This is a genomic window from Segatella asaccharophila, from assembly GCF_054687055.1.
The window spans coordinates 26571-52885 of sequence record NZ_BAACAN010000002.1 but is presented as its reverse complement, the minus strand read 5'-3'; the positions used below and the strand labels follow the sequence as shown (position 1 = coordinate 52885).

Genomic DNA, 26315 nt, shown 5'->3' with positions numbered 1-26315 from the left:
CTTAATCGTTATTAATGTTCTTTAATTGATAGATTTCTTGCAATAATAATATTTCATGGACTGCCTTTTGCTGCCGGGCCTGATTCACGGCATTGACATCTCTCACCAACTCGTTCGTGGTCTCCGTGCCATTCTCCACCTTATTTGCTGACTTACCGTATATACGTTCCCTCAGGGCAATGATCTGCTGATCTTGCTGGATCTGCTGCTGCAGGTCCTGTATCTTACCGTTGACGTTCTGACTTTGCAGATGGGTATCAAACAGGAATGTCTCCCGGTCGTTCTCTATCTCCTGGCGTTGGACTTCTATATTACGCAAATCATTCTTATGGGTGTAAAATGCGGACAGGTTCCAACTTAACGTTATCCCGGCTGCAAAGAGATGATTCTTCATCAAACTTGAAACCTGGCTGTGGTACATTCCAAGGCCGAAAGCGCTGAGCCTGGGCCTGATCCGGGCATTGACCGATTCTTTCTGGACATCGAGCAGATGATCCTGGGCGTCATAGAACGCTAACTCGGGCCTGTTTGACGGTGAGGACAGTTGGCTGTATTCCTGTTCCGGTATTTCCAGAACCGTCTGGTCATCCAACTTCCGCCCGATGAAGGTCCCAAGCATACCCAGGTAGGTCTGCCGGGACATGCGCAGGCTCTTTTCCGCCTGCTGGTCTTTGATCTGCTCTACCCTGATCAGGTCTGCATCCGTCTGGCTGGCCAGGCCGCCCTTGATCATATCTTCTATGGTCTTCAGACTGACAGAAAGATCATCCTGCAGGATCAGATTCTGCCTGATCTGTTCATTTAGAATAAGAATACCGAAAAAGAGTTGGTTAATGCGGTCATTGATCGCATACATCGTCACATTAAGTCTGCCCTTGTCAACATCGGCCTGAGCCTGTGTCAGGTGTTTCTTAGCCTGAATGGCTCCGCCGTCATACAGGGTTTGGTTCACCTGCACGTCCACATCTGCCATGTCATTTTTCATGCTGCCGGTCGCCGACTGTAATTGTGGCGGCAGACTGATGAGGTCCGTGAAGGCATTTGCGCCGGTGCTTACTTTTACCGTCGGCATATAGCCTTTAAGGGCGTTGCTGACCGTAAAATCACAACTCTGTGCAATCAGGTTATATCTTTTGATTGCTGGATAATTGTCATGCGCCCACTGGTGGCACTGGCCGATTGTCAGTTTTGCAAAACCGTTTACTGCCATTGCCACAAACAATACTAGGAATAATTGTCGTTTCATCTTATCCGTATATGATTGAGGTTGCAAATATAGGATGAAAAGCACACTTTCCTGTTATCTTTTGAGAGTAAAAAATGTTCTTTTTGTATGATTATAATGCTTTCATAGTGAAATATGGGCATTATTTATTATCTTTGTGTCTTATTACAGGAGATCAAGATGGAAAAAGAACAACTCAAAAGGATTACCTTCTCCCGGTTTCGCAAGATGATAGAAGAGAAAGCTGGCCACTCTGATTCAGAGCCTTTTGCGGGCAGTGGCTTTGGAGTGACACTGAATGCTGTACAAGGGATAAAGAAAGTATTTGAAAATAATATACCTTTGCGATTTGAAGATATGCGTATGGGATACATCAAATCGGGCGAAGCCGATGTCATCATCAACCTTATACCCTGTCATATCAAAAAAGGCATGTTGATGTATATAAGTAGTGAGAGCATTATGCAGATAAATCATTATTCAGATGATTTTGACCTTGAAGGTTTTACTATTCCAAACGATTTACTAAATATATCTTTGCATGGTAATGTTCCTTCATTGATGACATTTGATATGTATGATGTCCATCTGATACCTTCAGAAGAAGAAATAACCATATTCAAGAATTTGCTGGCAATGTTATGGAGTGTAGCAACCTTGTTAAACAGCGATCAAGAATTGGTTGGAGATATGATAAGTGCCTTGATCCATTATTATAATTATCTGTTTGTCAAATATAATAAGAGTGAAGACCGGACGAAATCCAGAGAGAGGGATATTTTCAACAAATTCATCTATTTAGTGAACCGTTCCAATGGTATAGAGCGTCAACTTGATTATTATGCTGATAAGATGTGTTTATCTCAGAGATATTTAGGATCAATAATTAAAAATGTAAGTGGGATTACCGCAAAAGAATGGATTGACCGTGCAGCTATAACGGAAATCAAAGTGCTGTTGAAGCACAGTGACAAACAGATAACCCAGATAGCAGACCAACTGCATTTCTCTAATGATAGTTTTTTCAGCAGGTTCTTTAAGCGGCTGACCGGGACTACTCCCAAAAAGTATCGGGAAAACAGTTGATTTGCCGTAACCTCTTCTCGTCCGTTAGGGAGAACCATCGGGATCAGTACTTCTCGAAATCGAGTTGCAACAGACTGTCACGTAAGATCATACTGTTCTCATTCAGGTGAAGGATCTTGAAACGGTCATCCAGAAAATTGATGCCAAAAGCCTTTACCAGGTCAGTATTCTTCAGCAGGGATTCCTCATGCCAGTCATGGATATAAGGATGATAGAGCCTCAGCGTATCCCTGTACCGTTGATGAAGGAAGAAGATATTCCCATTTCCAACATTGATGAGTTTGCCTTCCACTCCCCAGAAACATGCGGTCCGGGACAGGTCTTCCACCCCTCCCGTACTCAGCGTATCTATTTCCTTGAGATGCCAGAACCCATCCAGTTTCCCGTTACTGTAAGTATGCAGGTCGCAGGAAGCCAGCACTATAACTCCTAAAATCAGATACAATAGTTTTCTCATAAAATTCCGATCTTTACCACCGACAATTGAAAACCTTTGTTGTTGCCATAGATCCCACCGGCATCCAGCCCGAGGGCACCTTTGACCACCCACCCATGGCTAAGGGCATAATTCAGTTCAAGCATCATGCTGAAATCCTTCCTCACGGGCAGATACGGTCCCGTGTATGTCCCCCAACCCTTCTGGAAGGTAGCCAGGACACGATAGGACAGCAGATGGTCAGGAAGGATCTCTCCCCTTTCATCCATCCGTGCATTCAGACAACCGTCGAAACCGAAATGCCACGCTACAAAGCGGTTGTCCTCCACGCGGTTACGGTGATCACTGTTATAGAGAGGGGAGCGGAACAGCGGGTTTCCCATCACCTGTCCCCAGTGCTGCCAGGAACAGTAAATATGGTGGTTGCAGTAGTCATCGTCACCGGCAATATGATAGGACTCCAGCGTGCCATGGTCGTGATAGATCGGTCCGCTCTGATATTTGGTATACAGGTATTCTGCCACCACATCTCTCAGCCAGGTGCCCCTTTTCAGATTCAGTTCCGATCCCAGCATAATATCCTTGAAATCATAAAGATAAAACTTCCATTTCTTCTTCTCGTTCCACTCACTGCCATGGCCATAACCGTCATAGTCCAGGAAGAACATCTGGGAATGGTCCTCGAAATAGTGATCCCAATAGAAGGAGATGTCGTAGGAGGGCTGGTCATAACGGATCCGGCCGACCCAGCTGCCTAACTGATTACCTTCTGCATTGGCAAACTTCCCCTCACCGGGATCACCACCGTCGCCCCAGAACACGTTCCAGCAGTCTTTCAGGCCATCGCCTCCCTTCACCACTCCGCTGCCGGGGGTATAACTCCTGCCACCAAACTGGGTAGCCATCTCCAGGCCCAGCTCCACGGTCAGGGGTCGTTCCGGATCCCCCACCCTCAGATACCCGGCCTTGGAATGGTAGAGCACCTGCTGGCAATACATCGAATGCTTGCCCGTAAACTTCCTCTGCCAGGCATCATCCGTAAACATCCCGTATGCGATATGTCCCTTGATATAGAGCCATCTCCATATCTTCGTGTATTCCGGCAGCGCAATCCTTACCTGAGGCACCGGCCGGGCGTTGATCCCCAGGGCCTGTGAGCCCGATGATAAGTTTGCATTCTTGAGCTGCAGCGGATATTCCTTCGCTCCGACGGTCAATGCCCCATGCAGCCATCTCCCCTCCACGTAAGCCTGTTGCAGGACCAGCGTGGAAGTATAGTTATAGGTCGCTGCCATTTCCATGCCGCCTCCCCACGAGATCTTCCGAATCCCCGGAATGCTGTCCTTTTTCTCAATTCCTGCCAGGAAATATCCGTTGGATCTCTCCAGTGAGGACAAACCGTACTTATTTGCGTTCAGCCAGAGCGGCGTCACCCGGTCAGACCATGAGCTTTGGGCCTCTACCTTATATCCGGCCTCCTGTGCCCACATGATTGCCGGCACGCAACAACTCCATAAGAAAAGAAATATTCTATATTCCATATCTTTTACCATCAATCCCATCTCGGCCCTCAATCCCCTGTTCCGCACCCGGCGTTCTTACATCATGGACCAGCCCCGCATCAAGAGACAGTCTGGGATTCTTCTACATCTCTTGAGAGGTACTGAGAGGAAGATCATGAGCCTTTTATTTTTGCCAGGCTTCTATCCTGGCTTTGATCAGTTTTAAGGGTAAACGATGATTCGATGCAGCCAGTTCCTTAAGCTTAGAGACAGCTCTGGATCTTGAGAGAACACGACACTCCACCAACTGATCAAATACATTAGCATCATTAATGACAATATTCATCTCATACGAGTTCAAGTTCTTTCCGCACGTCCTCTAAAGAACAGTCAAGCAGTACAGCTGCCTTAGAATAAGAAATGAGGTCACAAGCCAAAGCTTTATAGACCAAACGGGAAAAGCGATTTGACTGATCAGAATGATAAACACTTCGTTCCACTTCCTTCTTAAACCGTTTGTCTCTATTCTTCATCATACAAAAATACCGATACCGCAGTTCACTGATAATGTCCAGGTATTTTGCCTTAAACATGAGCGCATCCACAGACACGCCAAATCTAAGTTGGATATCCCTCAGTTCCTTAAGAGAAATATCATGCCGTTTATTGCCAATTATATCCAGAAAAACCTTAGCAGGGATCAGCAGTTCATTGGCAAAGGTAGAGCACAAATGTTCCTTTTCCTTTAGTTCTGTTCCCTCCCGGAAATGGAGCAGGATATGTCCCAACTCATGTAAAGCAGTCAATCGCTTTCTCTCTACCGTATAATGCTGGTTCAATACGATTATAGGCCGATGATCATCAACAAGACCGCACATCCCGTCAAAAGCATCCAAGGCCTCAATTTCTATCACTTTAATTTGGTGGTTCTCAAGTAATTCAATGACAGACGGTATGCCCTCTTCGCCTAAATTCCAGTCATGTCTGACCTTCTCTGCCAGATCCATCACATCCTTCTGGTCCTTGATCTTGTCAGAAGATAGAGAATACTCAAATTCAGAATCAATCCCGAAAATCTTTTCTATCTCCGAATATCGTTCTATCCGGTCCCTTACCGTTTCACGGATAGACTCTGTCTGTCTGATTCCCAATCCTGACTTCTTGCGAAATTCTATACACTTCAACGGATCATGAAACGGACGCACAAAATAGTCTGCCTTCACTCCCAAAGCATCAGCCAAAGCAATATGTACAGAAGAATCAGGAAACATTTTTCCACCCTCATATTTGGAAATGGCCTGTTTGGAAACTCTGTTCCCCATTCTCTTGCACAACCCATCCATAGAAAAGCCTCTCATAACCCGGGCGTTCCTAAGTCTTTGACCGAATAGTTTTCTCAATTCCATTTCTGCTGACATAGCTCTTCTTCCTTTAGTTTACAAAACTACTAATATTTCCGCACATTGTCAACCTTTTCCTTAAGTTTTTTATAAAACTATGATAATCATTCCTGTTTATCATGATTGCTATCAGGATAGCACTATGCACATCCATCATCATATTCCTTAGCCTTCTCCATATCCAAAGTGGTAGGAAGAGCATATTCTGCAAAAAAACTGCATAAAAGCATAAAAATATGCTTAAACGTGCTTGTTTCTCAAAAAAAAGTATTATTATAGGCCGGTATTAAAAAACACTCAGACGAAAAGAGGAATTCTGAGGAAATATCTAAACCTTTAAACCTAACAACATGGAGAATACTTTAACCGAAGAGGAAGAGCAGATCGGTGAAGTACAACTGACTTCACCCAGTGTATCACGCGCCATCTACAGACGCTATTTCAACAAATCATTCATCTTTGATGACCTTAACGAATACATGAACCACGACCGCAGGTTCAGGTCTGAAATGCAACAGCTGTTCACCCATTATGCTATCGGCGATGACCGGTTTGATTTCGGCAGGATCACGGACCTGGGTTGTGTGCCGAGCAGGATGGAGAACACGGTCATCCAACTCATTGTCCATAATGCCAGTCCCGAATACCTGAAGCTGAAGAAGTCAATGAAACCTTTCCCAGAGCGGGATGGTTTCTTCCATTTCATCTGCTCCGCCTTCAGGACCCTTCCCGGCACCAAGCGATGGTTCAAACTCGCCCACTATTTTAATGTGGCGGCCAAGGCAAGGAAGGACAACCAACTGAAAGGGTTGCATCTGAACCATCATCCGGCCGATACCTGAAGGTGAGTCAAAATGGAATTACGATCCCCTACATGTTACGAATCGTAATTAACAAAGATAAAAGCCATATTTAACCCATATAGATATGGGAAAGATATGGCTCTTATTGGGCCTTACCATTATCCGCTTACAGATTATGAGTAAGGTCTTTCAAAAATAGAGTTTTGATACACTCTCCAGATGGTCATAAAGTAAAAGACATCTCCATTATCCGGGATAGCCGTCAAATTCCGCCTCTCCCATCAGGAATTATTATCACCCGTCACCCACCCCAATGGTGCATCTGCATCATCTCTATGGTGCATTCAGCCACCCTGTATGGTGCATCCAGCTCATCCCAATGGTACATCGCGATCGATGCTATAGTGCATCGGAGTTAACACTGTGGTGCATAGGATATGCCTTCATTCAGATCAGATCAAAAGGAGATTGACACCATCAAGGGTCAATTATGGGAAAAACAGCAAACGGCAGTCTTTTTATGCATACTCATAAAACTCATGAAGAAATGAAATGGGATAAGGATTAAACCACTTACGGTTGTATCATCTAAATTACTACTGGAACCGGGAAACGTCTAAAAAAACATCAAAAGTTTCAATTTCATATAGAAATACATCAGAAAATATTATGATGCAGAAGGCTAGAAAATTAGAGGAGCATCTTTTGTATATCTAATTTTAAGATCAGGTCCTTTTAGAATAATGCCCCTTTTAACTAAAAAGCACCGGTCCGTTGAACCGATGCTTTTTTCAGGAAATAAAAAATCAATTGATTTCTTACTCGTTAGAAATAGCCGAGTATGCCTGTACTAATGCTACTTCTCCTCACGAAGTTACCAATCTGGCACGTCTCCATTATTATCAGTTCAGAACTGATCACAGAAAACTCCGATCCTCTGCATCAAGGAAGGATACCCTTTGCATAGTTAGTAGACTTGAAATCAAACTGGTATCCCATTTGCTTATTATATAAAGGACTGCTTTTCTTTAAAAGGAGGAATGTCAGATCAGGCAAACTGCCGTCTGCTTTCCGCGGTCCTGTCAACTGCTGATAATCAGTGGTGTTTTCAAAATCACCAGAAGACGGAGAATAATCGTAAGGCAAAAAAGAATTATTCACGATCGTACACTTCGTCTGATCAATTTGAGTAAAATTTCCTTTTACTCCGGAAAGTGCTATATTATTGACCAGTACATGATCATAGCCGTCCACATCCACAGCATCATCCCAGGACTTCTGGTTTACCATGCAGAAATTATACTTATTATAACAAGCGGTATTATTATACCAATCATCACCATTGAGATGATGGTTAGCATAAAAACCATTGGCCTTGTTATGATAAGCGATGCAGTTCTCAATAGTATTCACAGGAGCTTTAATTTCTGCAGGCAACGCCCTTAGGCCATAGCCTCCCCCCTTGAAACCATTGCCATCACCTTCACTTAAATTACTAAAATTCTTATACCCATTATAAAACGACCAGCAATGATCGAAAACCACCGAAGCATAATTGTTGATACAATCATATCCATCATCACTGTTACACCATGCCCTGCACCCTCGGAAAACATTTCCGGTATCCTCTGCACGCACATGGCATCCAAATCCATCAGTATTGCCGCCTATACCACCTTCAGATACACAGTCATAGTTGTTATAAGCATCGCAGTTCAGAAAAAGGTTATTACTACCCTTAGTAACATAAAATCCGATGCCCATCCCGTCATGTACGGCTATATCTTCAATCACATTATCATGATTTCCACGGCGGATAGTAACCCCCTCCGATTGTGTATGTGTAGTGATCGTGACCTGGGTGCCAATAACATCAAAATTCTTCAGATGCAGATAATCTGCATGGATATAGAATCCCGCCACCCTGTATCCTACGGGTTTCACATCCGAGAAATCAAATACCGGCCGTTCGCCCGGATACCCGAAATAGCAGATAGGTTTACTTTCTGTCCCACTCTTGGTCAAATCAAAAATACAAGCATAAAGGGACTCCTGTATATCTGTATAGGTATTGACCTTGTACGTACCACCACGGAAATAAACGGTGTCACCAGGTGAAGCAATATCCTGGGCATGAGCAAATGAAGCAATAGGTGAATCTATCGTACCTTTGTTATGATCATTTCCTGTAGGAGAAACAAAAATCGCATTTGTATTCACCACAGGGTTATTCACAATCGGCTGACTTACAGCAGATACACCATGATCTCCACAACTACACAAGAGTACAACGCAACTGAAGAAATCCAAGTAACAGATTACTTTTTTCATTGTTTTTATGTTAGTGATTGTTTTAGTAGTTATCTTATTAAGTACGAGTCAAAATTAAGAATTAAATCTGAAAGACTCATAACATTTTACCTTTATTAACTCGATTCCTGTTAATTGAGCCGTAAATACCAAGCGATACATCTCACTGATCATCAGTAAAATAAATGTCAACCACATTTATTCAGTTGACCCTAAAGCAAAGCATCCCGTCCCTTCAGTAGGCTTCGCCGTTCTTTTCCGAGATCACGTTCCAGACCGTCAGCCAGATAATCTTCAAGTCCAGGAGGAATGACCAGTTCTCGATATACCAAAGGTCCTTTTTCACCCTTTCCTCCATCTGCCACAGTTCGTGCGTTTCCCCACGACAGCCGGTCACCTGAGCCCAGCCAGTGATCCCAGGTTTCACGAAATGACGCACCATATATTTGGAAATAAGCTGAGAGTAAATTTTCGTATGACTGAGCATGTGAGGACGAGGGCCCACAATTGACATCGTGCCCGTGAACACGTTCCAGAACTGCGGCAGTTCATCGATATTCGTATGCCGCATGAAATTACCAAACTCCGTCTTCCTCGGGTCATCCTTAGTCGCCTGGACACTGTCCGCCTCATCATTCACCTTCATGCTACGGAACTTATAGCACCAGAAATCCCTGCCGTCCAGCCCGGTCCGCCTCTGTCTGAAGAACACCGGCCCCGGCATTGTGAGTTTGATGATTGCACCTACAATCAGATAGATCCACGGAAAAAGGCACAACAGAAACATCCCCGACACGACCACGTCAAACACACGCTTAAAAAACTTATTAACCGGACGGTTCAGCGGAATCTCACTGATATACAGCACCGGCACATCACCGTAGAGAGCCATGTTCATCTTCCGCTTCAGATAATTACGAACGTTCGGAACACTATAGAACAGCACCACGTGATACGTGCAGCATTCGATCAACTGCCGTATCTCCTCTGCCCTCGCAGAAGGCAGACTGCAATACACGGCAGAGATTCTGCCGGGATAACCGTCCAGCCAGGCATTCACCTCAGATACACCTCCGAGGTAAGGAATCCCTTCCAGAAAGTCCTCCTTCGGAGCATCGGCGAAATAACCTTTCAGGCAGTAATTGTAAGACGCGTCATCCCGCATCGCCGCATACAGGTCCTCCAGGTTCGAGCTCTGTCCCACGAACAGCACCTCATGTTTCACGCCCTTCCGCCTCCGGTATGCCAGCAACATCCTCCGTCCGGCCAGATGACCCATGGAGAAAAGAATGAAGAACAGGCCGTAATACAGGATCCAGTAATACCAGTTCAAAAGAACCGTGCAATGCAGGAAACACACACAACTCAGGGACAGCACCATGAAGAACGTCCAGGTCTTGATCAGTCTGCCGGTCACCGACAGATTGGTAGACTGACGCAGATGGAAAACCGGCGGGAAAAAATGAATGCTGATCAAATAAGCAAAACAGATCACCAGCCAGAAACTCTTAATCCTCGTAAGCGGAGAGTTGACAGCCTCCGTAAAAACCCACGTGTAAATGTTCAGGAATAGCAGATCCGCCACAGTCACCAAGCCTCTCAGCAGACTGCCGTTCCGGTTGCTTAGTTCATGTACATGAGATGACATAATTAGGATCTACTGATTTATTTTTGTTTTCCGATAGCAAGAAACAGTATTTTCTCAGCATCAGACTTCGGTTTTAAAAAATCCCCGTACTATTCAGCAATACTCTTGCATCTCCCGTCCAACACATCCGATACATCTGCACTGTTATCGGTCTACACAAAACACCTCTTTCCGGTACTCCCAAATAACTCAGGAATTCTTAGATCTATTATTTTTTAGCGGCTGTTCAGATTAGGGTGAAGAGCTGTCGTACGAGAGAAGCCGAAGCAAGAGGCAAAGAGGTAATCCCCCACAATCCTGAAGTACTCCGGTAAGATCAATGGTTCAAAGATAGCAAATAAAATGGAAACGAGCAATGAATTATCGTGTTTTTTATGGAAAAGAAAATCAATCAATAGAAACAACTATTTTTGTTAATTTAATCGAAACCCTAAACGAGGTTTACGGACAAATAATAAAGCAGAATGATATACGGACCCTTCGGAACCTCCCCCGTCAGACACCCTTCCCTATCCTCCAGAGGCACCAGCATCCGGTCATCCCGCAGGCCGAATATCACGGAAAAAATTAAAAAGATCTTGTTCCTTCCTCGATAAGTTGACCATCTATCCTCAAGAAACGATTAATCATGAAAATGGAATACCACTCCAGAAGTTTAACCCTGCATTTTTCTCTAATCAATTGTCCATATTTCTTCTTAGTATTCTTTTGTGTCTCCTCTCAGGAATCATTGAACAACCCAACGATATTACCATCACCAAAGATAAAAACATCAAGATAATCCTACGATGAGAAATAATTTGAACAGAAACGCTCATTTGAACCATTTCCGCACTCCACCATGGTGAGAGCAGGTACCTCTATGGCTCTGACTGAAACTATAGGTACCATCATTACAGAGAGCTGTTGCCCCTGCCGGGACGGTATTGTAACGGGTGGGTGACTGAATCCGTCTGCCTGAAGAATTGTTGTAATACCTTATTGAGCCCGTCGCATAGGGCTGTCTATCTGTAACACGAATATGGCGTTTACTGAGATACCGTGAAGAGACATATCCGATGTTGCCTCTATAAGATACCGGGATCCATTTGCAATTACAGTCATCTTCTACGGTAACTTTTGTTCCTTTAGGCAGCCGGGTGACAACGGCAGATTTCGCCGTTGCAGACTTCCGCATATTCAGGCAGATAGTGGTGTACCTCACCCCTGTCTGCGCAGGACACAGGAGGGAGAATGCAAATGCAAGTAAAAAAAAGGAAATATCTATATGCCATGTGTGAATTAGTAAATATCCAATTAACAGAATCTTAGCAACCGTATTTCAATAATGTCAAGAACACCTTATTTTCAACAGGAATACAGGATCATTGATGATACTTTCAATAGCATTTTCTTGTTCTAATCCCCTTCACGGCACTATCTGCTGCAATGAAATTATTCATAACCGTCATGACGAGACTATAATGAGGATATTGCAACACCCGCTATAATCACTTATAACCTTTCCCTCTGGTTTTTCGGGAAAATACAGGCCTAAGAATTCTCTTACATATTAATACTGCCAAAATCTTATTATCTATAGGCAAAATACCGCTAACATCTAACATTATCAAAAAGGTACCGGAGTGACGATCACTCCGGATCCTCATTTATTCTGAAAGACTTTTGCGATACCACTCGTAGAGCCGTTGGACGCCATCTTCAATTTCTACCTGATGATGCCAGCCCAGCCGGTGGAGTTTGCTCACATCAATGAGTTTGCGCATCACACCGTCCGGTTTGGAAGAATCAAAGATAATCTGACCTTCAAAACCTACTGTCTTTGCTACCAGTTCACTCAGTGCCCGGATAGTCAGTTCCTTGCCTGTACCCACATTGATATGGCAGTTGCGGATCTCACCCAGCGACGGGATGGCACCGCCTCTGCCCTCACTGTTATTGCGGTTGACCGGACCGTCCGTCTTCACGCCATAGAACACGCTCGAATATTTTTCGATGCCGATGATGTCCTTGAAGTCCACATTCAACAGCAGGTACACACTCGCATCCGCCATATCCTCACTCCAGAGAAACTCCCGTAAAGGCTTTCCGGTTCCCCACAGGGTCACCTTATTGTTTTCGATGCCATAGAATGCCAGCGCCTTGAGAATCCTCTCCTTAGGATTGTTACCATCTACGTTGCCTTCCCCTATCGTGGCAGCCAGCTTGCTGTCCGGATTGACAGGACGCTTGTCCATATCCGTCCGTACCGCATCCCAATTGTCATCGTGCAGAAGTTTAGAGAGGTAGATCTTACGCATCATGGCCGGCATCACATGGGAGTTCTCCAGGTGGAAATTGTCATTCGGCCCATAGAGATTGGTGGGCATCACGGCGATATAATTGGTTCCATACTGAAGGTTATAGCTCTCGCACATCTTCAGCCCCGCGATCTTCGAGATCGCATACTCCTCATTCGTATATTCCAGCGGGGAAGTCAGGAGTTCATCCTCCTTCATCGGCTGAGGGGCATCCTTAGGATAGATACACGTCGAACCCAGGAACAGGAGTTTCTTCACGTGATGGCTGTAGGCATTGGAGATGACATTGCACTGCATCTTCATGTTCTGCATGATGAAGTCCGCACGATACAGCGAGTTGGCCATGATACCGCCCACGAAGGCAGCCGCCAGCACCACGGCATCAGGACGCTCCCGGTCAAAGAAAGACTTCACCGCATCCTGATCCGTCAGGTCCAGTTCACGGTGGGTACGCCCCACCAGGTTATGATAACCCCGGGACTCAAGGTTCTTCCATATCGCCGAACCCACGAGGCCGTGGTGACCTGCTACATAAATCTTACTATTCTTATCCAATAATGACATGATCAATGTTTTTTATATCCGTTATTCCGGCATCTGCGCACGCAGATAGAGTTTCTTCACATATTTACGGTCATGGTCAACCATCAGCCTGACCAGTTGGGTAAATGTCGTCTGCCGCGGGTTCCAGCCCAAGACGCGCTTCGCCTTGGAAGGATCACCCAGCAGCTGGTCCACCTCCGCCGGGCGGAAATATTTCGGGTCCACCTCTACCAGCACACGGCCCGTAGCCGTATCGATGCCCTTCTCTTCCAGGCCTTCTCCTTTCCATTCGAGGTCGATGCCCGCGTCATGGAACGCCAGGGTACAGAACTCCCGGACGGTATGCATCTCCCCTGTAGCGATGACGAAGTCATCCGGCTCCGGCTGCTGCAGAATCATCCACATACACTCCACATAATCCTTTGCATAGCCCCAGTCACGGCGTGCACCCAGATCACCCAGATAGAGTTTGTCCTGATAGCCTTCCGCAATGCGGCAGGCTGCCAGCGTGATCTTCCTCGTGACGAAGTTTTCGCCACGGCGCTCACTTTCATGATTGAAAAGGATACCGTTGCAGCAGTACATCCCATAGCTCTCCCTGTAATTCTGCATGATCCAGTAGCCATAGAGTTTGGCCACTGAATACGGGGAACGGGGATGGAAGGGTGTCGTCTCCTTCTGTGGGACCTCGGCCACCTTGCCGAAAAGCTCCGACGTGCTTGCCTGGTAGATCCGGCATGAATGCGTCAGACCGCAGATGCGGACAGCCTCCAGCAGACGGAGCACGCCTACGGCCACGACGTCTGCCGTATACTCAGGCACGTCAAAACTCACCTTTACATGACTCTGGGCGGCAAGGTTATAGATCTCCGTCGGCTGGACCTCCGAGATGATCCGGATCAGCGATGACGAGTCCGTCATGTCCCCCCAGTGGAGGTTGACCAGGCGTTTCTTTTTCATATCCCTCACCCACTCATCCAGGTAGAGGTGCTCGATACGACCCGTATTAAACGATGAAGAACGGCGGAGAATGCCGTGAACCTCATAACCCTTATTGATCAGGAACTCTGCCAGGTATGATCCGTCCTGGCCCGTGATGCCCGTTATCAGGGCTACTTTCTTTTCCATTGTATATTTATTTTTCAAGATAATTCAACCCCTCTAAAATAAAGGTAAACCGTGAAGGAACGGTGGCAAGGCCAGTATACGGCTCAACCCTCATTGTTGCGATCCATGACCAAATGAAGAAGAGGATAGTTTTGTTTCAGATATTCCTGAATATCTTTCGTTTTCCCTTGCAGAAAGACCTATCCACTGACAAAAGGCTTTTCAATCTTCTTGATGCCATGCGCCCCTTTTTGATAAATCACCGTTTTATGAACCTGACCGAGAGCTTTTTCCATACCTTACAGCACAGAAGCGGTCTATTGCAAAGATACATTTTTTCTGTGATACCGGGTCATTTCTGATCACTTTTCTTTAGTCCCTGAAAAGATATTCCCCAAAATGTTTCACGGAATGAGCATTTTTAAAGGATGAAAGCCCCTGATTTACGAGGAAATACGCCGGCTATCCAACAGAGAACGGATGAGAGCCTATCTCAACCGGCATACCCGGATACCCAACTGGCTCGCATGGCCGCCCATATACTGGAACAACGTCATAGGTTCCAAGACCACCCGGTGATGAATACTGGAAGCATTCAGAAGATGCAAGGTACCGTTTTTGTTCCATACGGCAATGCCGACATGAGCGATATCCAGTCCTTTCTTATTTGTAACAATGGCAATAATATCACCATTGCGAACCGCCCTACGCATTAGTCTGGCATTCCCCAGCAACCGTTTGGGAATATACCGATAAGTTTTACCATTGATGCCCGTTTCCATCTTCCGTATACCTTTGACCCATTCAGGATGAACACTAAGCATGTGATAGTCCTGCCAATGAACAGACATATAGTTGACATCAATTTTCTGAACCGCAGAGAAAGGAGGATCAGGTGTCTGAACATCAGTTACAATTCCTTCCCTGACATTGTCATTGATCCAAACCGTAAAATAATGTTCCCTGTCCACATAGCTAATATGTCCGCCAATGTAACGAACATGAACCAGACGATCACAGAAAGCCGTGAATGTAAATTTACCAGACTGAGCGCATAATGCCAGAGCAGCTGCCTGTTCAACAAAAGTCGTACAGTCTACCCCACTGACCTTCACGACCAGTCGTTCCCGGTCGGCCCGATCAAGAGTACTCCCCACATAGGGCGTCCCGATAAACTTCCGTCCAAAATAGAGCATCCAGTCAGCAGGCTTTTTTTTCAACCCTTTTGCTTCCTGAAGCCATTGGGTTATTTTCACCCTATCCGAGTTTGAGCAACTGACCCCTTCCTGGGCCTGAGCAGGAAACAGCAATATACAGAAGAAAAAGAGCAACAATCCTATTTTTTTCATATTCAACCAAAATTAAATCCTACATAGAAATTCAAAGAGCCAAAATAATTTGTTGCCGAGAAGCGGTTCTTCTTATAGTTATAAGAATGAAAAATAGCGCTGCTCCCGGCGTACCAGCGTGTATTATTCCAAACAATCCCGAATCTGCCGATACCATCCAGATTAAAATTATGAATACTGAAGTCACGGAATGTAAAATGATTATGCTTCTCATCCCCTTTCGTATAATTATAAGCCATAGCGAGAGACAGACTTGCATTGAGAAGCCAGTTTTTAGCAAACACCCAGTTGTAACTGTATCCTCCACTGATATTCCAGTCCGTATAGTGTACACTTCCTACGAACTGAGTACTATCCAATCCCAATTCCACATTAGAGCCGAGGCGACTCTGTACCATCTGGTCCAATTTCCCCCAATCCATGTTTATCTCATGGTTCATATACCCGAGTCCCAGCAACATGCTCCCTACGCTCTTTTTCTGAACCGTACTCTGACTGTAGGCAGCAGGGTAAGAGAAATAATGATGATTGAAGATATAATAGATATTCACCGACCTGATACTCGAGTTGAAACCACCAAAATCTTCATTATCCATGGGACTCGTATCCAGATGATCCCCTAAATTCAACGACCGGATTTTATAATTATTACCTGTTTTTTTCCAATAGAGATCAATGCCCAGCATATTACTATAGATACTCAGGTCAAGCTCTTTTCGATTCTGGTCATTCTTGCTCACGCTGATATGCGCGAGATCAATGGTATAGCCAAAGAACACCCATTGCCAGCCGACGTAAGGCCCCAGCCGATAGGATGCCTCCGGAGCCAGGGACACCCGTTTGCCCGTTGCTGTAGTCAACGTATAACCTTCGTAGGAATTCGTATTCTGCATCATCACCGTAAAGTTATAATGCTGAGGCTCTATATAAGAATGATCATAATTATTGAATTCCCGGAAGAAAAGAGAGAGTCCATGCCCGATACGATGAAAGAGGCTACGATGAACATGCATAGTCATGATACTGTCATCTTTGACTACCATGTGACCTTCCGGTGAAGCAGATGTGCCCGTTTTCAGAGAGAGGGAATCAGTATCATCTACAGCGGATGCACCTCTTTTCTGTTTCCCCCAGCAAGCAAGAGAAACACCTATAAGAAGAAAGAAAATATATCGTCTGAGACTTAACAAAACATGCGACAGATTAAAAGATAATCAATTTTTCCAAAGGATACGATCCAGCACCCAGTTGGTCGGAGTGGCAGATATACTCGTACAGGAACAATTGCCGATCCCCTGAAGGTCCTCAATGACCGACTTGATAATCGGGAGCTGCACGTATGGAGGATTAGGCACAATAATACTCACAGTACCTTCACTTGTAATTAACTTGATCGGGTCATAATTAAATACAGAAAAAGACAAGGTCCCCTTTGTGCCAATGACCTCAATACGATCCTCCCTTGCGCTCTCATGCCCGACAAAACACCAGCTGCCACTTCCCGGGATACCACTCTCAAAGAAGAAACAAGCTGATATAGTATCTTCCGCCTGATAGAGATGGGCCACATTAGCCGGATAGCCGTGTGCCCTTGTGATCACTCCGAAAAGATCCTGAAGGAGATCGAACTGATGAGGGGCAAGGTCATAAAAATATCCACCTCCTGAAATATCCGGTTTCAGTCTCCAGGACAATTTTCCTTTCGACTTATAATCCAACGCTCGGGGAGGCACCGAAAAGCGCAGTAATACATTCACCGTCTTTCCGATTACCCCACTCTGTATAAGCGACTTTACTTTCTGGAAATAAGGAAGATAACGACGATAATAAGCTACGAAACACGGAACACCAGTCTTCTCGCTGATCCGGTTCACCCGGATACAGTCAGCATAACGTGCAGCAAGCGGTTTTTCCACATAGCAAGGTTTGCCCGCACGCATCGCCATGATAGCATAAGTAGCATGACAGGAAGGAGGCGTAGCTATATAGATCGCATTCACAGCAGGATCATCTATGAGCTCCTGGGCATCTGTATACCATTTAGGAATATGATGGCGCTCAGCATAAGAACGCACCTGAACCTCAGAGCGGCACATTACCGCCTCGACATGTGAACCCTGAACCGCATTAAAAGCAGGCCCTGATTTCTTCTCGGTCACCTCTCCACAGCCAATAAAGCCCCAGCTTATCTCTTTCATAATCTCATGTATCTTTCATGCAAAGATAATATTTTCCTACTGAAAGGCAACTTTTTTTTTACACATTTTATTAACTTCCTGCTATTTATCACAAATATAAGTCTCAATTGTCGGATACTTTTCTTTTTTTTCCTACCTTTGCAAACAGGCCCCCCATACATCATAAATCATTTTTCTTATGGAAATCAAAAAGTCAGAATTTATAATCTCTGCACCCGGTGTAGAACTATGTCCAAAAGACGATAAACCAGAATATGCCTTTATTGGCAGGAGTAACGTAGGAAAGTCAAGTCTCATCAACATGCTCTGTGCCCATAAAGGACTCGCCAAGACCTCCTCCACCCCTGGGAAGACCCTTCTGATCAATCATTTTATCATTAATGATGCCTGGTATCTGGTAGATCTTCCAGGCTATGGATTTGCAAAACGGTCTAAAGTGGAAAAGCAGAAATTAGATCAGATGATCATAGGTTATATCCTGCAGCGCCAGCAGCTCGTCAATGTTTTTGTGCTCATTGATATTCGCCACGAACAGCATAATATCGACCGTCAGTTCGTCGACTGGTTAGGGGAAAAGGACATACCTTTTTCCATAATCTTCACCAAAGCTGACAAGTTAGGCCGTGTCAAGGCTAAAGAGAATGCAGAAAGATGGATGGCTACCCTGAAAGACACCTGGGAGACACTCCCTCCCTATTTTATCACAAGCAGTCTGAAGAAAACTGGCCGGGAGGAGATCCTGGACTATATTGAGAAAATCCAGAAGGCCCTATAAAGTCTGCTTTCTTTCAGGAACCATCCCTGGTGCGCCGGCAATAAAGGGAATGAACAAAGAGAAAGCCCGATACTCCATCATAGAGCACCGGGCTTTCTTTTTATCCAGATCAGTCCACCCTGCAAGTTGCAGGGCAAAACCATTTAGAAGAACAAATATCTATTGTCTACCACATGGGCATTCAGATAAAGTTCCTGCATGAAATTACTTGCATATTGCATTTCTTTCTGGCGCAACTTCTGCTCTTCCGATTTCTCGTCAAACTTAGCCGGCAGCATGGTCTTATTTATAACTGCGAAGAGATAGACACCTGCATTACCCTTTACGGCATGGTCAACGAATTTGCCTTTCGGTGTAGCATACACTGCACCTGAGAGGGCCGGCTCACTAGCCCCCGTAGCAGCTACGAATACAGGAGCTGAAAAGGTAACCTGATTGACTGTGCTGACCTTAGCCCCTTTGGCCTTGGCTGCACCAATACTATTCACGCCCTTGATCTTTGCCATGATCATGGCTGCTTTCTTATCCTTGATGACCTCAGCCTTAACAACTTCCATCACATGAGGATCATCCAGACTGCGGTAGCCGACATGATGAATCTTATTAAGTATAACGACCATCAGGTGATCATTGTCACCACATTCATACATCGGCGAGACAGCACCTTCATGAGTCCCTCCGTCAAAAATCCATTTTAAGGCATCACGGGTAGCATGGACGTTACCCACATAATGAGCCGCAGTCGTAATATCATTGAAGGACTGAACCTTATAGCCATAATGAGCCGCATTGCGAACAATGGCACCTGCTGTCTGGTCAGCACTCACAAAAGCAGCAAACTTATTGTAAGCGTTACGATATGTATCCTTAGAGAAATCGATGGACTTCTTGATGATTGCTGCCTGGAAATTATCCTTGAAGCCCTTACGGTCAGTCACCTGAAGGATGATATTGCCCTGAGTCAGGGAAATATTCGAGTAAGCATTCACCTGGCCACTCTGGATGGCACTTACCATCTTCCGATTATCCACAGAAGCATTCTGAACCAAACTGCCTAAAAGTTGCTGACTGGTTACCCATGACTGATTACCAGTCTGGCCTGATTTCTTGGCCAAAGCCTGGAAATTAGCACCCTTCTGAAGCGCCTTAATGAGGCTATCCGCCTTTTCACGGGATGCAGCCGGAGTACTTGCTACGACCTGTATGGAACGGTACTGCACGGAATCAGGCAGAGAAACTTTAGAAATCAATTTGACAATATTCAAGGTATTATCCTGCTTATCTTCCTTGATACCCGTAGTAGTTCCCACACCTATCGAATCCAGTTCGGCTGCGATATTAGCAGGATAGAATGCCTTGGGAGCCGGAACCCCCAAATAAGGAACCTGTGACTCAGATTTACGGATGATATTAGTAGGATCAGCCGCAGTGGCGAGTTGTTTCTGGTAACCTTGAAATGTATTCATCAACGCAGAACGATCAGCATGAGAAGCTACAACCTTTTCATCTACATAACTAATATCCCGACTCTCGACAGGTTGTTTGAACCGGAGTTTCAGTTCATCATATTTCTTTTGCAGATCACCCTTGGTAATTTTCACCTGACTATCATTGATGTCAGAATAAGGGAAAGAAGCCAGTTGGATAGAACTCTCCTGATTATCTTCCTTGAAAGCCATCTTAGCCTCAATAGGATTAGACAGGAAGCAGTGAGCAAACAAACTCTGATATTTCTGTGCGAGAACCTGCTGCCGGAGTGTCTTTTCTATGAAAGTCCAATATTTATAGATCTTATCATACTGCTCCTGCTCCTGAGGGTTAGAAGAAGGTTTGTTTTCATTGGCCTTGTACTCAGCCAGGAACTTCTGCAGGGCAGTGGCATCAAAACGACCCGTCTGCTGGTTGACGAACGGAGTCTGAAGAAGCATAGGGTTCGTACCCTCATTGAGGATGTTCTGCATCTCCTGGTCAGTAACCCTGAGTCCCAGCTCCTTAGCTTCCTTCTCCACGATATGAGTCTGGACATACGTGTTCCAAACCATATCTTTCACCTGGTTCATCTGATCTTCAGGAATATTTTCAGTTCCCTGTTGCATCTTGATGACATCCGTATAATCATCAACAAGCTTTTGAAAGTCATTGACGCTGATTTTCTCACCGAGCACTTCACCTACCTGCTGCCTGCGGTCATTTGACGTCGTCTCGCAAGAGCGGAATAACTCCTCGGCAATAAAAGCAAAGAGACCCAATCCGATGATGATGATCAGAATGGTACCTCTGGATCTAATTTTTCCTAATGCTGCCATTATTATTCAATTATTATTTATATTATTATTATCTTTTTCAGAGTGACTACAAAAATACGAATAAATTATCAAACACGTGAATCTTTCCTAATAAAATTAAATTTTCGAGCTTATTTCTCGTTGTTCCTCTGCCAAGAGAAACTATCTCACTATCAGAGAGCAAGGATATTCCGGGCAGGGGCAACACCTCAACTTTCAACAGTCAATTTCACCAATTCTATCTTTTTCATCGTGTTCTTAATGATTTGAAACTTGAACTTTCCGATCTTAATCACCTCATTAAGTTTCGGAAAACTTTTATATTCATAGAGGATTAATCCCCCCACGGTCATGTAATCTTCACTTTCAGGAAGATCAAGATCAAACATCTCATTCACCTTATCTATCTCCAATCTTGCAGAAAGGATATAAGTATCCTTATCTGTCTGTTTCGCAATCAGATGATTGCTGTCATGTTCATCCTCAATATCTCCGAAAATTTCTTCCACTACATCTTCCAGGCTGACGATACCACTCGTCCCCCCGAACTCATCCACGACCACGCCAAGTGATTTTTTCTGCTGCAGGAAAAGTTGCATCAGTTTCTGTGCTGCCATGGTCTCCGGCACAAATGGCATCGTACGGATACGCTGGTGCCAGGAACCAGGATCATGAAACATCTCAGAGCTATGAATATAGCCTATGACATGATCAATGTCATCCCGATAAACGATGATCTTGCTATTCCCGCTTTCAATGAACATCTGCATCAATTCATCTGTAGAACAGTTCTCCTCAACGGCATTGATTTCCGTTCGCGGGATCATACAGTCACGTACTTTCGTATCCGGGAAATCCAGAGCATTATGAAAAATCTTCATGTCATCCTCCACCTTCCCGTCATCCTTGGCACTGTCAATGCTCGAACTCACCAGATAATCAAGGTCAACTTTAGAGAAGCCCTCATCGTCATTATCTTTAGCCAGCCTTACGCCGAGTATTTTCAATAATTCCTTGGCAAGAAAGGTAGAGAAATTAGATATAGGCCAAAGAAGGATATAGAAGAAGTAAGCTATCGGCGAAAAAAAGGCCAGCAACCGGTTTGCATTACTTTTAAAGAACACCTTAGGGAGGAATTCTCCCGTAAAAAGGATGACCAGCGTAGACAGGAGAGTATCTCCGATCACCCTTGTGGCAGGTCCGAAATCCTTAAAAAGCGTTGCGTCAAAGAAGTTGGCAAAGAGCATACCATAAATGACCAGCACGATATTATTACCCACCAGCATAGTAGAGACAAAGCCATTAGGATGATTATAGAACACGGAGAGAAATTTCTGAACCGGTCCGTTCTTCCCCTTATCCATTTCTGCAAGCATCCTGTTACTTGATACAAACGCAATCTCCATTCCACTGAAGAAGGCGGAGAGCAACATCGTCAATAGTATCCCTGCTAAAAGCGGTATGTTCATTTATATTCCTTTCTCAACAATTCCCTTATTTTCTGGTATTATCTTTATGCAAGTCAATGGGTCAGCGGTATTGAAGTGTTCTTCGGTCTCGGAACAGCCTGCGGTCTTAATTTAGACTTCATCGAATCCGGTGCCGTACGCATTGTATCTTTCCCCCCAGACATCATATCACCCTTGACAAATGAGCCTTTCGTGTTGGAAACAAAATACTTGGTCATCTGCTCATCACTTCTGAAATAGGTCCCCTGCAGCGTCCGGTCTGGGGTAACCAAACGGGAAAACTGATTAGAATAGATTTCATGCTGGTTCTCATCCCAAAAGAGTTCATTACTTGAAAAGCGCAAACCATCCTTGGTCAGGATGCGGACGCGCCCGTGAAGTTCCCAAAGTCGCTTCTGGTCAAAATAGTAAGCCGTATCAGCCTGAAGGTAACTGTAAATATGGAAATGTTCATCAAAAGCTTCCAGAAATACACCCTTATTGAATATCCAGCGGGAAGGCCTGACATTCTGATTGACGACCCATCGTTCCGTAACGATCCGGTATTTGATCACACCCGAATCGGAAATCAACGCATTTACGCCATAAGAAGTCATTACGGGGACAGAATCACGGTCATGAATAGCCGGAGCCGTATGCTCTACCTCCTGCTGGCATGCACCAAGAAGAGAAATGAACACCACACAGACAATGATGAGCCATGATTTCCTCATTACTCCACCTTAAACTTCTGGAACCAGCGTTCATTGAAGGTAATCCCTATATTTATTCTGAAAGTATTCTCATTGATCATCCCAGAAGCCGACCGATGTACCCACTGGGCACTTATATTCAAGAAAGAACGATTATTGAGACTATTCACGATGGGAATTCCGAAGCCAAAAGATGCGGAATATTCCTTAGGGCCGTTTGCACCATTAATAGTGGTATACGGAGTAGCATAGGAAAAACCGGCACGATAGCGCAGACGCCCCAGGAAATGACGGTCATACTCTCCATGGCAATATTCGCCACCGAGTGTCACTTTCTGACGGTCTTTTAAAATGCCACTCTTCAACACATAACTGGACTGGGACTGGTCATTGTCTTCGAGTTCCGGATAATCGAGTTTGCCCCATTTCTGCAAAGTATAATCAAAGCCTATTTTCAACTGGTTGTTATGATTCCACGTTAATCCGGCCCCAAACATATCCGGAATACTGAGATGTAAAGATTTTCCGCCCAACGTATCCGCTTCAGCTACAGAGGTCTGAGAATTCGTGGAAGTAACAATCACCTTCGGTTCTCCCCCGATGCTATGCCCCGGGGTATAAGTCAGACCAACAGTCAACCAGTCTTTCTTCAACAACTTACAGGTATACTGAAGTCCGAAGTCAAGTTTATAATTCTTAAAAGTTCCGGTATAGTCTCGTGTCAGAGTGTTAACATAAGAATCGGAATAGGCATTGGAGATGGTCCTGTCATAATCTCCCCACAAATAAGATACATTTGCACCCAGGGAGAAACCTTTGAAAAGTTCCCATCCTGTACCCAGATATACCTGGTGAACACCTCCGCTGCCACTATACGTATTTGTATAGGTTGTGCTCGTGGCATTCCCCACATTTCCGCTTAAGGTATAATCATATCCTACATTTGTAAAGGGAACCATTCCGAAACTGACTCCCAGATGCCGGAAAGCCCTGAAGCCAGCAACAACATATTCCAGATCGGCATTCTTGGCATTCAGCGTCTTGCCGGCTTCCCGAAAATGAGTAGACTGGCCGGAAAAACCCATATCAAATATGAAAGATAAAGAATCTATAGCTGAATAGGATGCCGGATTAAGGTAGTTGACCTGATTGTGCTCCCGAAAACCAAGAGCAACACCATTCATACCTCTGTTGAAACCGGTAGTTTGATCTGCCAGTTCTCCTAATCCGTATGCACTGTAAGGAGAATTTGTGCCACTCTGAGCCATCACTGACAAAGATATTGCAGTCAGGAAAAAGACTGCCAGAATCAATTTCTTCATTCGTTTTGTTTTTAGGAGTTGGCAATTTGCTCGTCACTCATCGCGAATCTCTTATTTTAACATATTTGTTTGCAAAAGTATTGAAAATTTTTGATATAAAAGAACGATAAGTCAGAAATTAAAGTTATTTTTGCATCGTGAAACGTTTCAAATCTATTTTATGTGTTGCTGTGTCTTTATTGTTAATGAATTTAACAACTGCAGCAGCCTCCACTACAGGGATTCCTCCCGAAACTGCCCTCAGGCACATGGAACAGGTAGACATCAGTCTGCTGACATGCGGTCCCGGGCAAGAAGTATGGAGTCTTTACGGTCACACCGCCATTCGTATCAATGACCATGCTACCGGAATGGATATCTCAGCCAACTACGGAATGTTCTCTTTCAGCCAGAAATATTTCGTCTTGCGATTCATATTCGGACTGACTGACTATCAGATGGGAGTAATGGACACGGAAGACTTCTTGTCCGAATACAGGGAAGAAGGACGTTGGGTAAGGGAACAGCAACTTCGGCTCACGCCACTGGAGAAATGGAACATTATCCAGGCTCTCAATAAAAACAACCTGCCAGAAAATCGCACCTATCGCTATAATTACTTCTACGACAACTGTACGACACGGGCCAGAGATATGATTTTGAATCATCTGGATGCATCCGGACGGTTGATCAATCCCGACACAGCCAAGTCTTATCCTTCCTACAGGGAACTAATCCACAAATGTACGGAAAATCACAGATGGGACCGTTTCGGGGAAGACCTTCTTCTGGGAATACAATCCGACAAGGCACTCCATTTCAAGCAGCAAGAATTCCTGCCGGACCACCTGAGCAAAGATTTCAGCCGTACGTACCGTTACAAGAACAAGTCAAGACTATCATTGGTCAGCAAATCTTCTTACCTTATTTCTCCATCAGCCACCTATCTGCCAGATACAGGCTTCACGCCGAAAATAGCATCCATTCTGTTTGCCCTTCTTCTGATCGCACTCAGCACACTGGAATATTTCAAAAAACGGAATTTCTGGGGGATTGACCTCTTTTTATTACTGGCAACAGGACTACCGGGAATCATCCTTTTCATGATGATCTTTTCCCAGCAGCCTACAGTAAGCCTGAACTTCCAGATACTCATTCTTAATCCTCTGACACTGTTTTTCGCCTATCCTCTCATCAAAAATGAACGGAAAGGTATCCTCCATCCTTTATGGAGAGTATGGACTACCTTACTGATATTCGGTATCATCGGAGGGGTGTTTCAAACGTATGCAGAAGGAATCACAACACTGGCATGGCTGTTACTGCTCAGGTGCATATTCAAGATGAAAATGCTCCGTGATAAGCAAAAGAGCCAAGACAAGGAAAATCAAACTGAAGGCATAAGCATATAATGGGCACAGAATTAGAAAAAGCACATAAAGATTACGCCGTCAACCGCTGCATAGTAACGATGCTGGTCGTACTGGCTGTTACCGGTGTAGATGCCAAAGACTGCCATTCAGCACTGCAACTGGCCCTGTCAAACGCCTCCAACGGAGGAGTAATGGCACCGGAGGCCAAAGCAATAGGAAACGATATTCTATCTGTTCTGCGAAACTTTAAAAAAGCCGGGAAGGGACAGGACATCATCCATACACAGCATCTGTATAAAGATGCTTTTTATACCACAACACCCCGAATAATTTCACAGCCGGTACGGAGATACCAGAAGGAAGAAAGACCGTTACCTGAGAACATCAAACTTATTCTTTCTTATTCCATAGTAATCCGAGGGCCCAATCCACTCTCGTGACCTTTAGTCTCCCTATGCTTTTGGCAGACCAAAGAGAATACGGAATCTTACCACTTTTATAATTTAAGAAATA

The 26315-nt window shown here is 44.7% G+C and carries 21 protein-coding genes; 5 read left to right on the top strand and 16 right to left on the bottom strand.

Annotated elements, in window-relative coordinates:
• Position 1: 1 nt before the first annotated feature.
• Positions 2 to 1246 carry a TolC family protein gene (locus tag ACYRYG_RS01545; protein WP_293426504.1) on the bottom strand — a complete coding sequence of 415 codons (1245 nt, stop codon included), beginning with the start codon at positions 1244 to 1246 and terminating at the stop codon, positions 2 to 4.
• Between the two features lie 159 nt (positions 1247 to 1405).
• Between ACYRYG_RS01545 and ACYRYG_RS01540 the strand changes: the two genes are divergently transcribed.
• The gene (locus ACYRYG_RS01540) at positions 1406 to 2311 is read left to right on the top strand and encodes a helix-turn-helix domain-containing protein (protein ID WP_460197410.1); all 906 of its coding nucleotides are present in this window, start codon (positions 1406 to 1408) and stop codon (positions 2309 to 2311) included.
• A gap of 43 nt (positions 2312 to 2354) precedes the next feature.
• On the opposite strand, the gene ACYRYG_RS01535 is transcribed toward ACYRYG_RS01540, so the two are convergent.
• The 3 genes from ACYRYG_RS01535 to ACYRYG_RS01525 all read right to left on the bottom strand — a co-directional run bounded on the left by ACYRYG_RS01535 (position 2355) and on the right by ACYRYG_RS01525 (position 5667).
• Positions 2355 to 2768 (bottom strand): lipocalin-like domain-containing protein, encoded by a 414-nt coding sequence (locus ACYRYG_RS01535; RefSeq protein ID WP_460197408.1) that lies wholly within the window; start codon positions 2766 to 2768, stop codon positions 2355 to 2357.
• Positions 2765 to 4288, bottom strand: coding sequence for a capsule assembly Wzi family protein (locus ACYRYG_RS01530; RefSeq protein ID WP_460197407.1), 1524 nt, complete (start codon positions 4286 to 4288; stop codon positions 2765 to 2767). Before ACYRYG_RS01530 ends, ACYRYG_RS01535 begins: the two co-directional genes overlap by 4 nt.
• A gap of 308 nt (positions 4289 to 4596) precedes the next feature.
• Positions 4597 to 5667: a helix-turn-helix domain-containing protein gene (locus ACYRYG_RS01525; protein ID WP_460197406.1), complete on the bottom strand. Its 1071-nt coding sequence runs from the start codon at positions 5665 to 5667 to the stop codon at positions 4597 to 4599.
• Between the two features lie 332 nt (positions 5668 to 5999).
• Here ACYRYG_RS01525 and ACYRYG_RS01520 point away from each other — a divergent pair, with 332 nt between their 5' ends.
• On the top strand, positions 6000 to 6491 hold the full coding sequence (locus ACYRYG_RS01520) for a hypothetical protein (RefSeq protein ID WP_293433433.1): 492 nt from the start codon (positions 6000 to 6002) through the stop codon (positions 6489 to 6491).
• 903 nt (positions 6492 to 7394) lie between these two features.
• Here ACYRYG_RS01520 and ACYRYG_RS01515 read toward each other — a convergent pair.
• The 8 genes from ACYRYG_RS01515 to ACYRYG_RS01480 form a co-directional block, all read right to left on the bottom strand.
• On the bottom strand, positions 7395 to 8783 hold the full coding sequence (locus ACYRYG_RS01515) for a right-handed parallel beta-helix repeat-containing protein (protein ID WP_293417081.1): 1389 nt from the start codon (positions 8781 to 8783) through the stop codon (positions 7395 to 7397).
• 214 nt (positions 8784 to 8997) lie between these two features.
• Positions 8998 to 10410 (bottom strand): undecaprenyl-phosphate glucose phosphotransferase, encoded by a 1413-nt coding sequence (locus ACYRYG_RS01510; protein WP_293417079.1) that lies wholly within the window; start codon positions 10408 to 10410, stop codon positions 8998 to 9000.
• 814 nt (positions 10411 to 11224) lie between these two features.
• Positions 11225 to 11587, bottom strand: a complete 363-nt coding sequence (locus tag ACYRYG_RS01505; RefSeq protein WP_294076776.1) for a DUF3761 domain-containing protein — start codon at positions 11585 to 11587, stop codon at positions 11225 to 11227.
• A 472-nt stretch (positions 11588 to 12059) separates the two neighbouring features.
• A complete protein-coding gene (locus tag ACYRYG_RS01500; protein WP_293417069.1) occupies positions 12060 to 13274 on the bottom strand; it encodes a GDP-L-fucose synthase family protein in 1215 nt (404 codons plus the stop codon).
• A 21-nt stretch (positions 13275 to 13295) separates the two neighbouring features.
• Positions 13296 to 14381, bottom strand: coding sequence for a GDP-mannose 4,6-dehydratase (gene gmd, locus ACYRYG_RS01495; protein WP_293417067.1), 1086 nt, complete (start codon positions 14379 to 14381; stop codon positions 13296 to 13298).
• A 467-nt stretch (positions 14382 to 14848) separates the two neighbouring features.
• On the bottom strand, positions 14849 to 15709 hold the full coding sequence (locus tag ACYRYG_RS01490) for an N-acetylmuramoyl-L-alanine amidase-like domain-containing protein (protein ID WP_293417065.1): 861 nt from the start codon (positions 15707 to 15709) through the stop codon (positions 14849 to 14851).
• 2 nt (positions 15710 to 15711) lie between these two features.
• The gene (locus tag ACYRYG_RS01485) at positions 15712 to 16899 is read right to left on the bottom strand and encodes a DUF4421 domain-containing protein (RefSeq protein ID WP_460197405.1); all 1188 of its coding nucleotides are present in this window, start codon (positions 16897 to 16899) and stop codon (positions 15712 to 15714) included.
• Positions 16900 to 16923: 24 nt separating this feature from the next.
• A complete protein-coding gene (locus ACYRYG_RS01480; RefSeq protein WP_293417061.1) occupies positions 16924 to 17907 on the bottom strand; it encodes a Gfo/Idh/MocA family protein in 984 nt (327 codons plus the stop codon).
• A gap of 178 nt (positions 17908 to 18085) precedes the next feature.
• Between ACYRYG_RS01480 and yihA the strand changes: the two genes are divergently transcribed.
• On the top strand, positions 18086 to 18682 hold the full coding sequence (yihA, locus tag ACYRYG_RS01475) for a ribosome biogenesis GTP-binding protein YihA/YsxC (protein ID WP_293417058.1): 597 nt from the start codon (positions 18086 to 18088) through the stop codon (positions 18680 to 18682).
• A 143-nt stretch (positions 18683 to 18825) separates the two neighbouring features.
• On the opposite strand, the gene ACYRYG_RS01470 is transcribed toward yihA, so the two are convergent.
• From ACYRYG_RS01470 to ACYRYG_RS01455, 4 genes are all read right to left on the bottom strand, one after another.
• Positions 18826 to 20988, bottom strand: a complete 2163-nt coding sequence (locus ACYRYG_RS01470; RefSeq protein ID WP_460197403.1) for a peptidylprolyl isomerase — start codon at positions 20986 to 20988, stop codon at positions 18826 to 18828.
• A gap of 188 nt (positions 20989 to 21176) precedes the next feature.
• Complete coding sequence (locus ACYRYG_RS01465; RefSeq protein ID WP_293417052.1) at positions 21177 to 22436, bottom strand: hemolysin family protein; 1260 nt, start codon at positions 22434 to 22436, stop codon at positions 21177 to 21179.
• A gap of 53 nt (positions 22437 to 22489) precedes the next feature.
• On the bottom strand, positions 22490 to 23149 hold the full coding sequence (gene lptC / locus ACYRYG_RS01460; protein WP_293417049.1) for an LPS export ABC transporter periplasmic protein LptC: 660 nt from the start codon (positions 23147 to 23149) through the stop codon (positions 22490 to 22492).
• Positions 23149 to 24450: a hypothetical protein gene (locus tag ACYRYG_RS01455; protein ID WP_293417046.1), complete on the bottom strand. Its 1302-nt coding sequence runs from the start codon at positions 24448 to 24450 to the stop codon at positions 23149 to 23151. The genes lptC and ACYRYG_RS01455 overlap by 1 nt, the downstream gene beginning before the upstream one ends.
• Positions 24451 to 24635: 185 nt before the next feature.
• Here ACYRYG_RS01455 and ACYRYG_RS01450 point away from each other — a divergent pair, with 185 nt between their 5' ends.
• Both ACYRYG_RS01450 and ACYRYG_RS01445 read left to right on the top strand, forming a co-directional pair.
• Positions 24636 to 25841, top strand: a complete 1206-nt coding sequence (locus ACYRYG_RS01450) for an Lnb N-terminal periplasmic domain-containing protein (RefSeq protein WP_293417043.1) — start codon at positions 24636 to 24638, stop codon at positions 25839 to 25841.
• The gene (locus ACYRYG_RS01445; protein ID WP_293417040.1) at positions 25841 to 26242 is read left to right on the top strand and encodes a hypothetical protein; all 402 of its coding nucleotides are present in this window, start codon (positions 25841 to 25843) and stop codon (positions 26240 to 26242) included. Before ACYRYG_RS01450 ends, ACYRYG_RS01445 begins: the two co-directional genes overlap by 1 nt.
• The last annotated feature ends 73 nt before the right edge of the window (positions 26243 to 26315 follow it).

Coding starts and splice junctions, on each gene's coding strand:
- ACYRYG_RS01545 (WP_293426504.1), bottom strand. CDS start 1,246: ATGAAACGACAATTATTCCTAGTATTGTTTGTGGCAATGGCAGTAAAC.
- ACYRYG_RS01540 (WP_460197410.1), top strand. CDS start 1,406: ATGGAAAAAGAACAACTCAAAAGGATTACCTTCTCCCGGTTTCGCAAG.
- ACYRYG_RS01535 (WP_460197408.1), bottom strand. CDS start 2,768: ATGAGAAAACTATTGTATCTGATTTTAGGAGTTATAGTGCTGGCTTCC.
- ACYRYG_RS01530 (WP_460197407.1), bottom strand. CDS start 4,288: ATGGAATATAGAATATTTCTTTTCTTATGGAGTTGTTGCGTGCCGGCA.
- ACYRYG_RS01525 (WP_460197406.1), bottom strand. CDS start 5,667: ATGTCAGCAGAAATGGAATTGAGAAAACTATTCGGTCAAAGACTTAGG.
- ACYRYG_RS01520 (WP_293433433.1), top strand. CDS start 6,000: ATGGAGAATACTTTAACCGAAGAGGAAGAGCAGATCGGTGAAGTACAA.
- ACYRYG_RS01515 (WP_293417081.1), bottom strand. CDS start 8,783: ATGAAAAAAGTAATCTGTTACTTGGATTTCTTCAGTTGCGTTGTACTC.
- ACYRYG_RS01510 (WP_293417079.1), bottom strand. CDS start 10,410: ATGTCATCTCATGTACATGAACTAAGCAACCGGAACGGCAGTCTGCTG.
- ACYRYG_RS01505 (WP_294076776.1), bottom strand. CDS start 11,587: ATGCGGAAGTCTGCAACGGCGAAATCTGCCGTTGTCACCCGGCTGCCT.
- ACYRYG_RS01500 (WP_293417069.1), bottom strand. CDS start 13,274: ATGTCATTATTGGATAAGAATAGTAAGATTTATGTAGCAGGTCACCAC.
- gmd (WP_293417067.1), bottom strand. CDS start 14,381: ATGGAAAAGAAAGTAGCCCTGATAACGGGCATCACGGGCCAGGACGGA.
- ACYRYG_RS01490 (WP_293417065.1), bottom strand. CDS start 15,709: ATGAAAAAAATAGGATTGTTGCTCTTTTTCTTCTGTATATTGCTGTTT.
- ACYRYG_RS01480 (WP_293417061.1), bottom strand. CDS start 17,907: ATGAAAGAGATAAGCTGGGGCTTTATTGGCTGTGGAGAGGTGACCGAG.
- yihA (WP_293417058.1), top strand. CDS start 18,086: ATGGAAATCAAAAAGTCAGAATTTATAATCTCTGCACCCGGTGTAGAA.
- ACYRYG_RS01470 (WP_460197403.1), bottom strand. CDS start 20,988: ATGGCAGCATTAGGAAAAATTAGATCCAGAGGTACCATTCTGATCATC.
- ACYRYG_RS01465 (WP_293417052.1), bottom strand. CDS start 22,436: ATGAACATACCGCTTTTAGCAGGGATACTATTGACGATGTTGCTCTCC.
- lptC (WP_293417049.1), bottom strand. CDS start 23,149: ATGAGGAAATCATGGCTCATCATTGTCTGTGTGGTGTTCATTTCTCTT.
- ACYRYG_RS01455 (WP_293417046.1), bottom strand. CDS start 24,450: ATGAAGAAATTGATTCTGGCAGTCTTTTTCCTGACTGCAATATCTTTG.
- ACYRYG_RS01450 (WP_293417043.1), top strand. CDS start 24,636: ATGAATTTAACAACTGCAGCAGCCTCCACTACAGGGATTCCTCCCGAA.
- ACYRYG_RS01445 (WP_293417040.1), top strand. CDS start 25,841: ATGGGCACAGAATTAGAAAAAGCACATAAAGATTACGCCGTCAACCGC.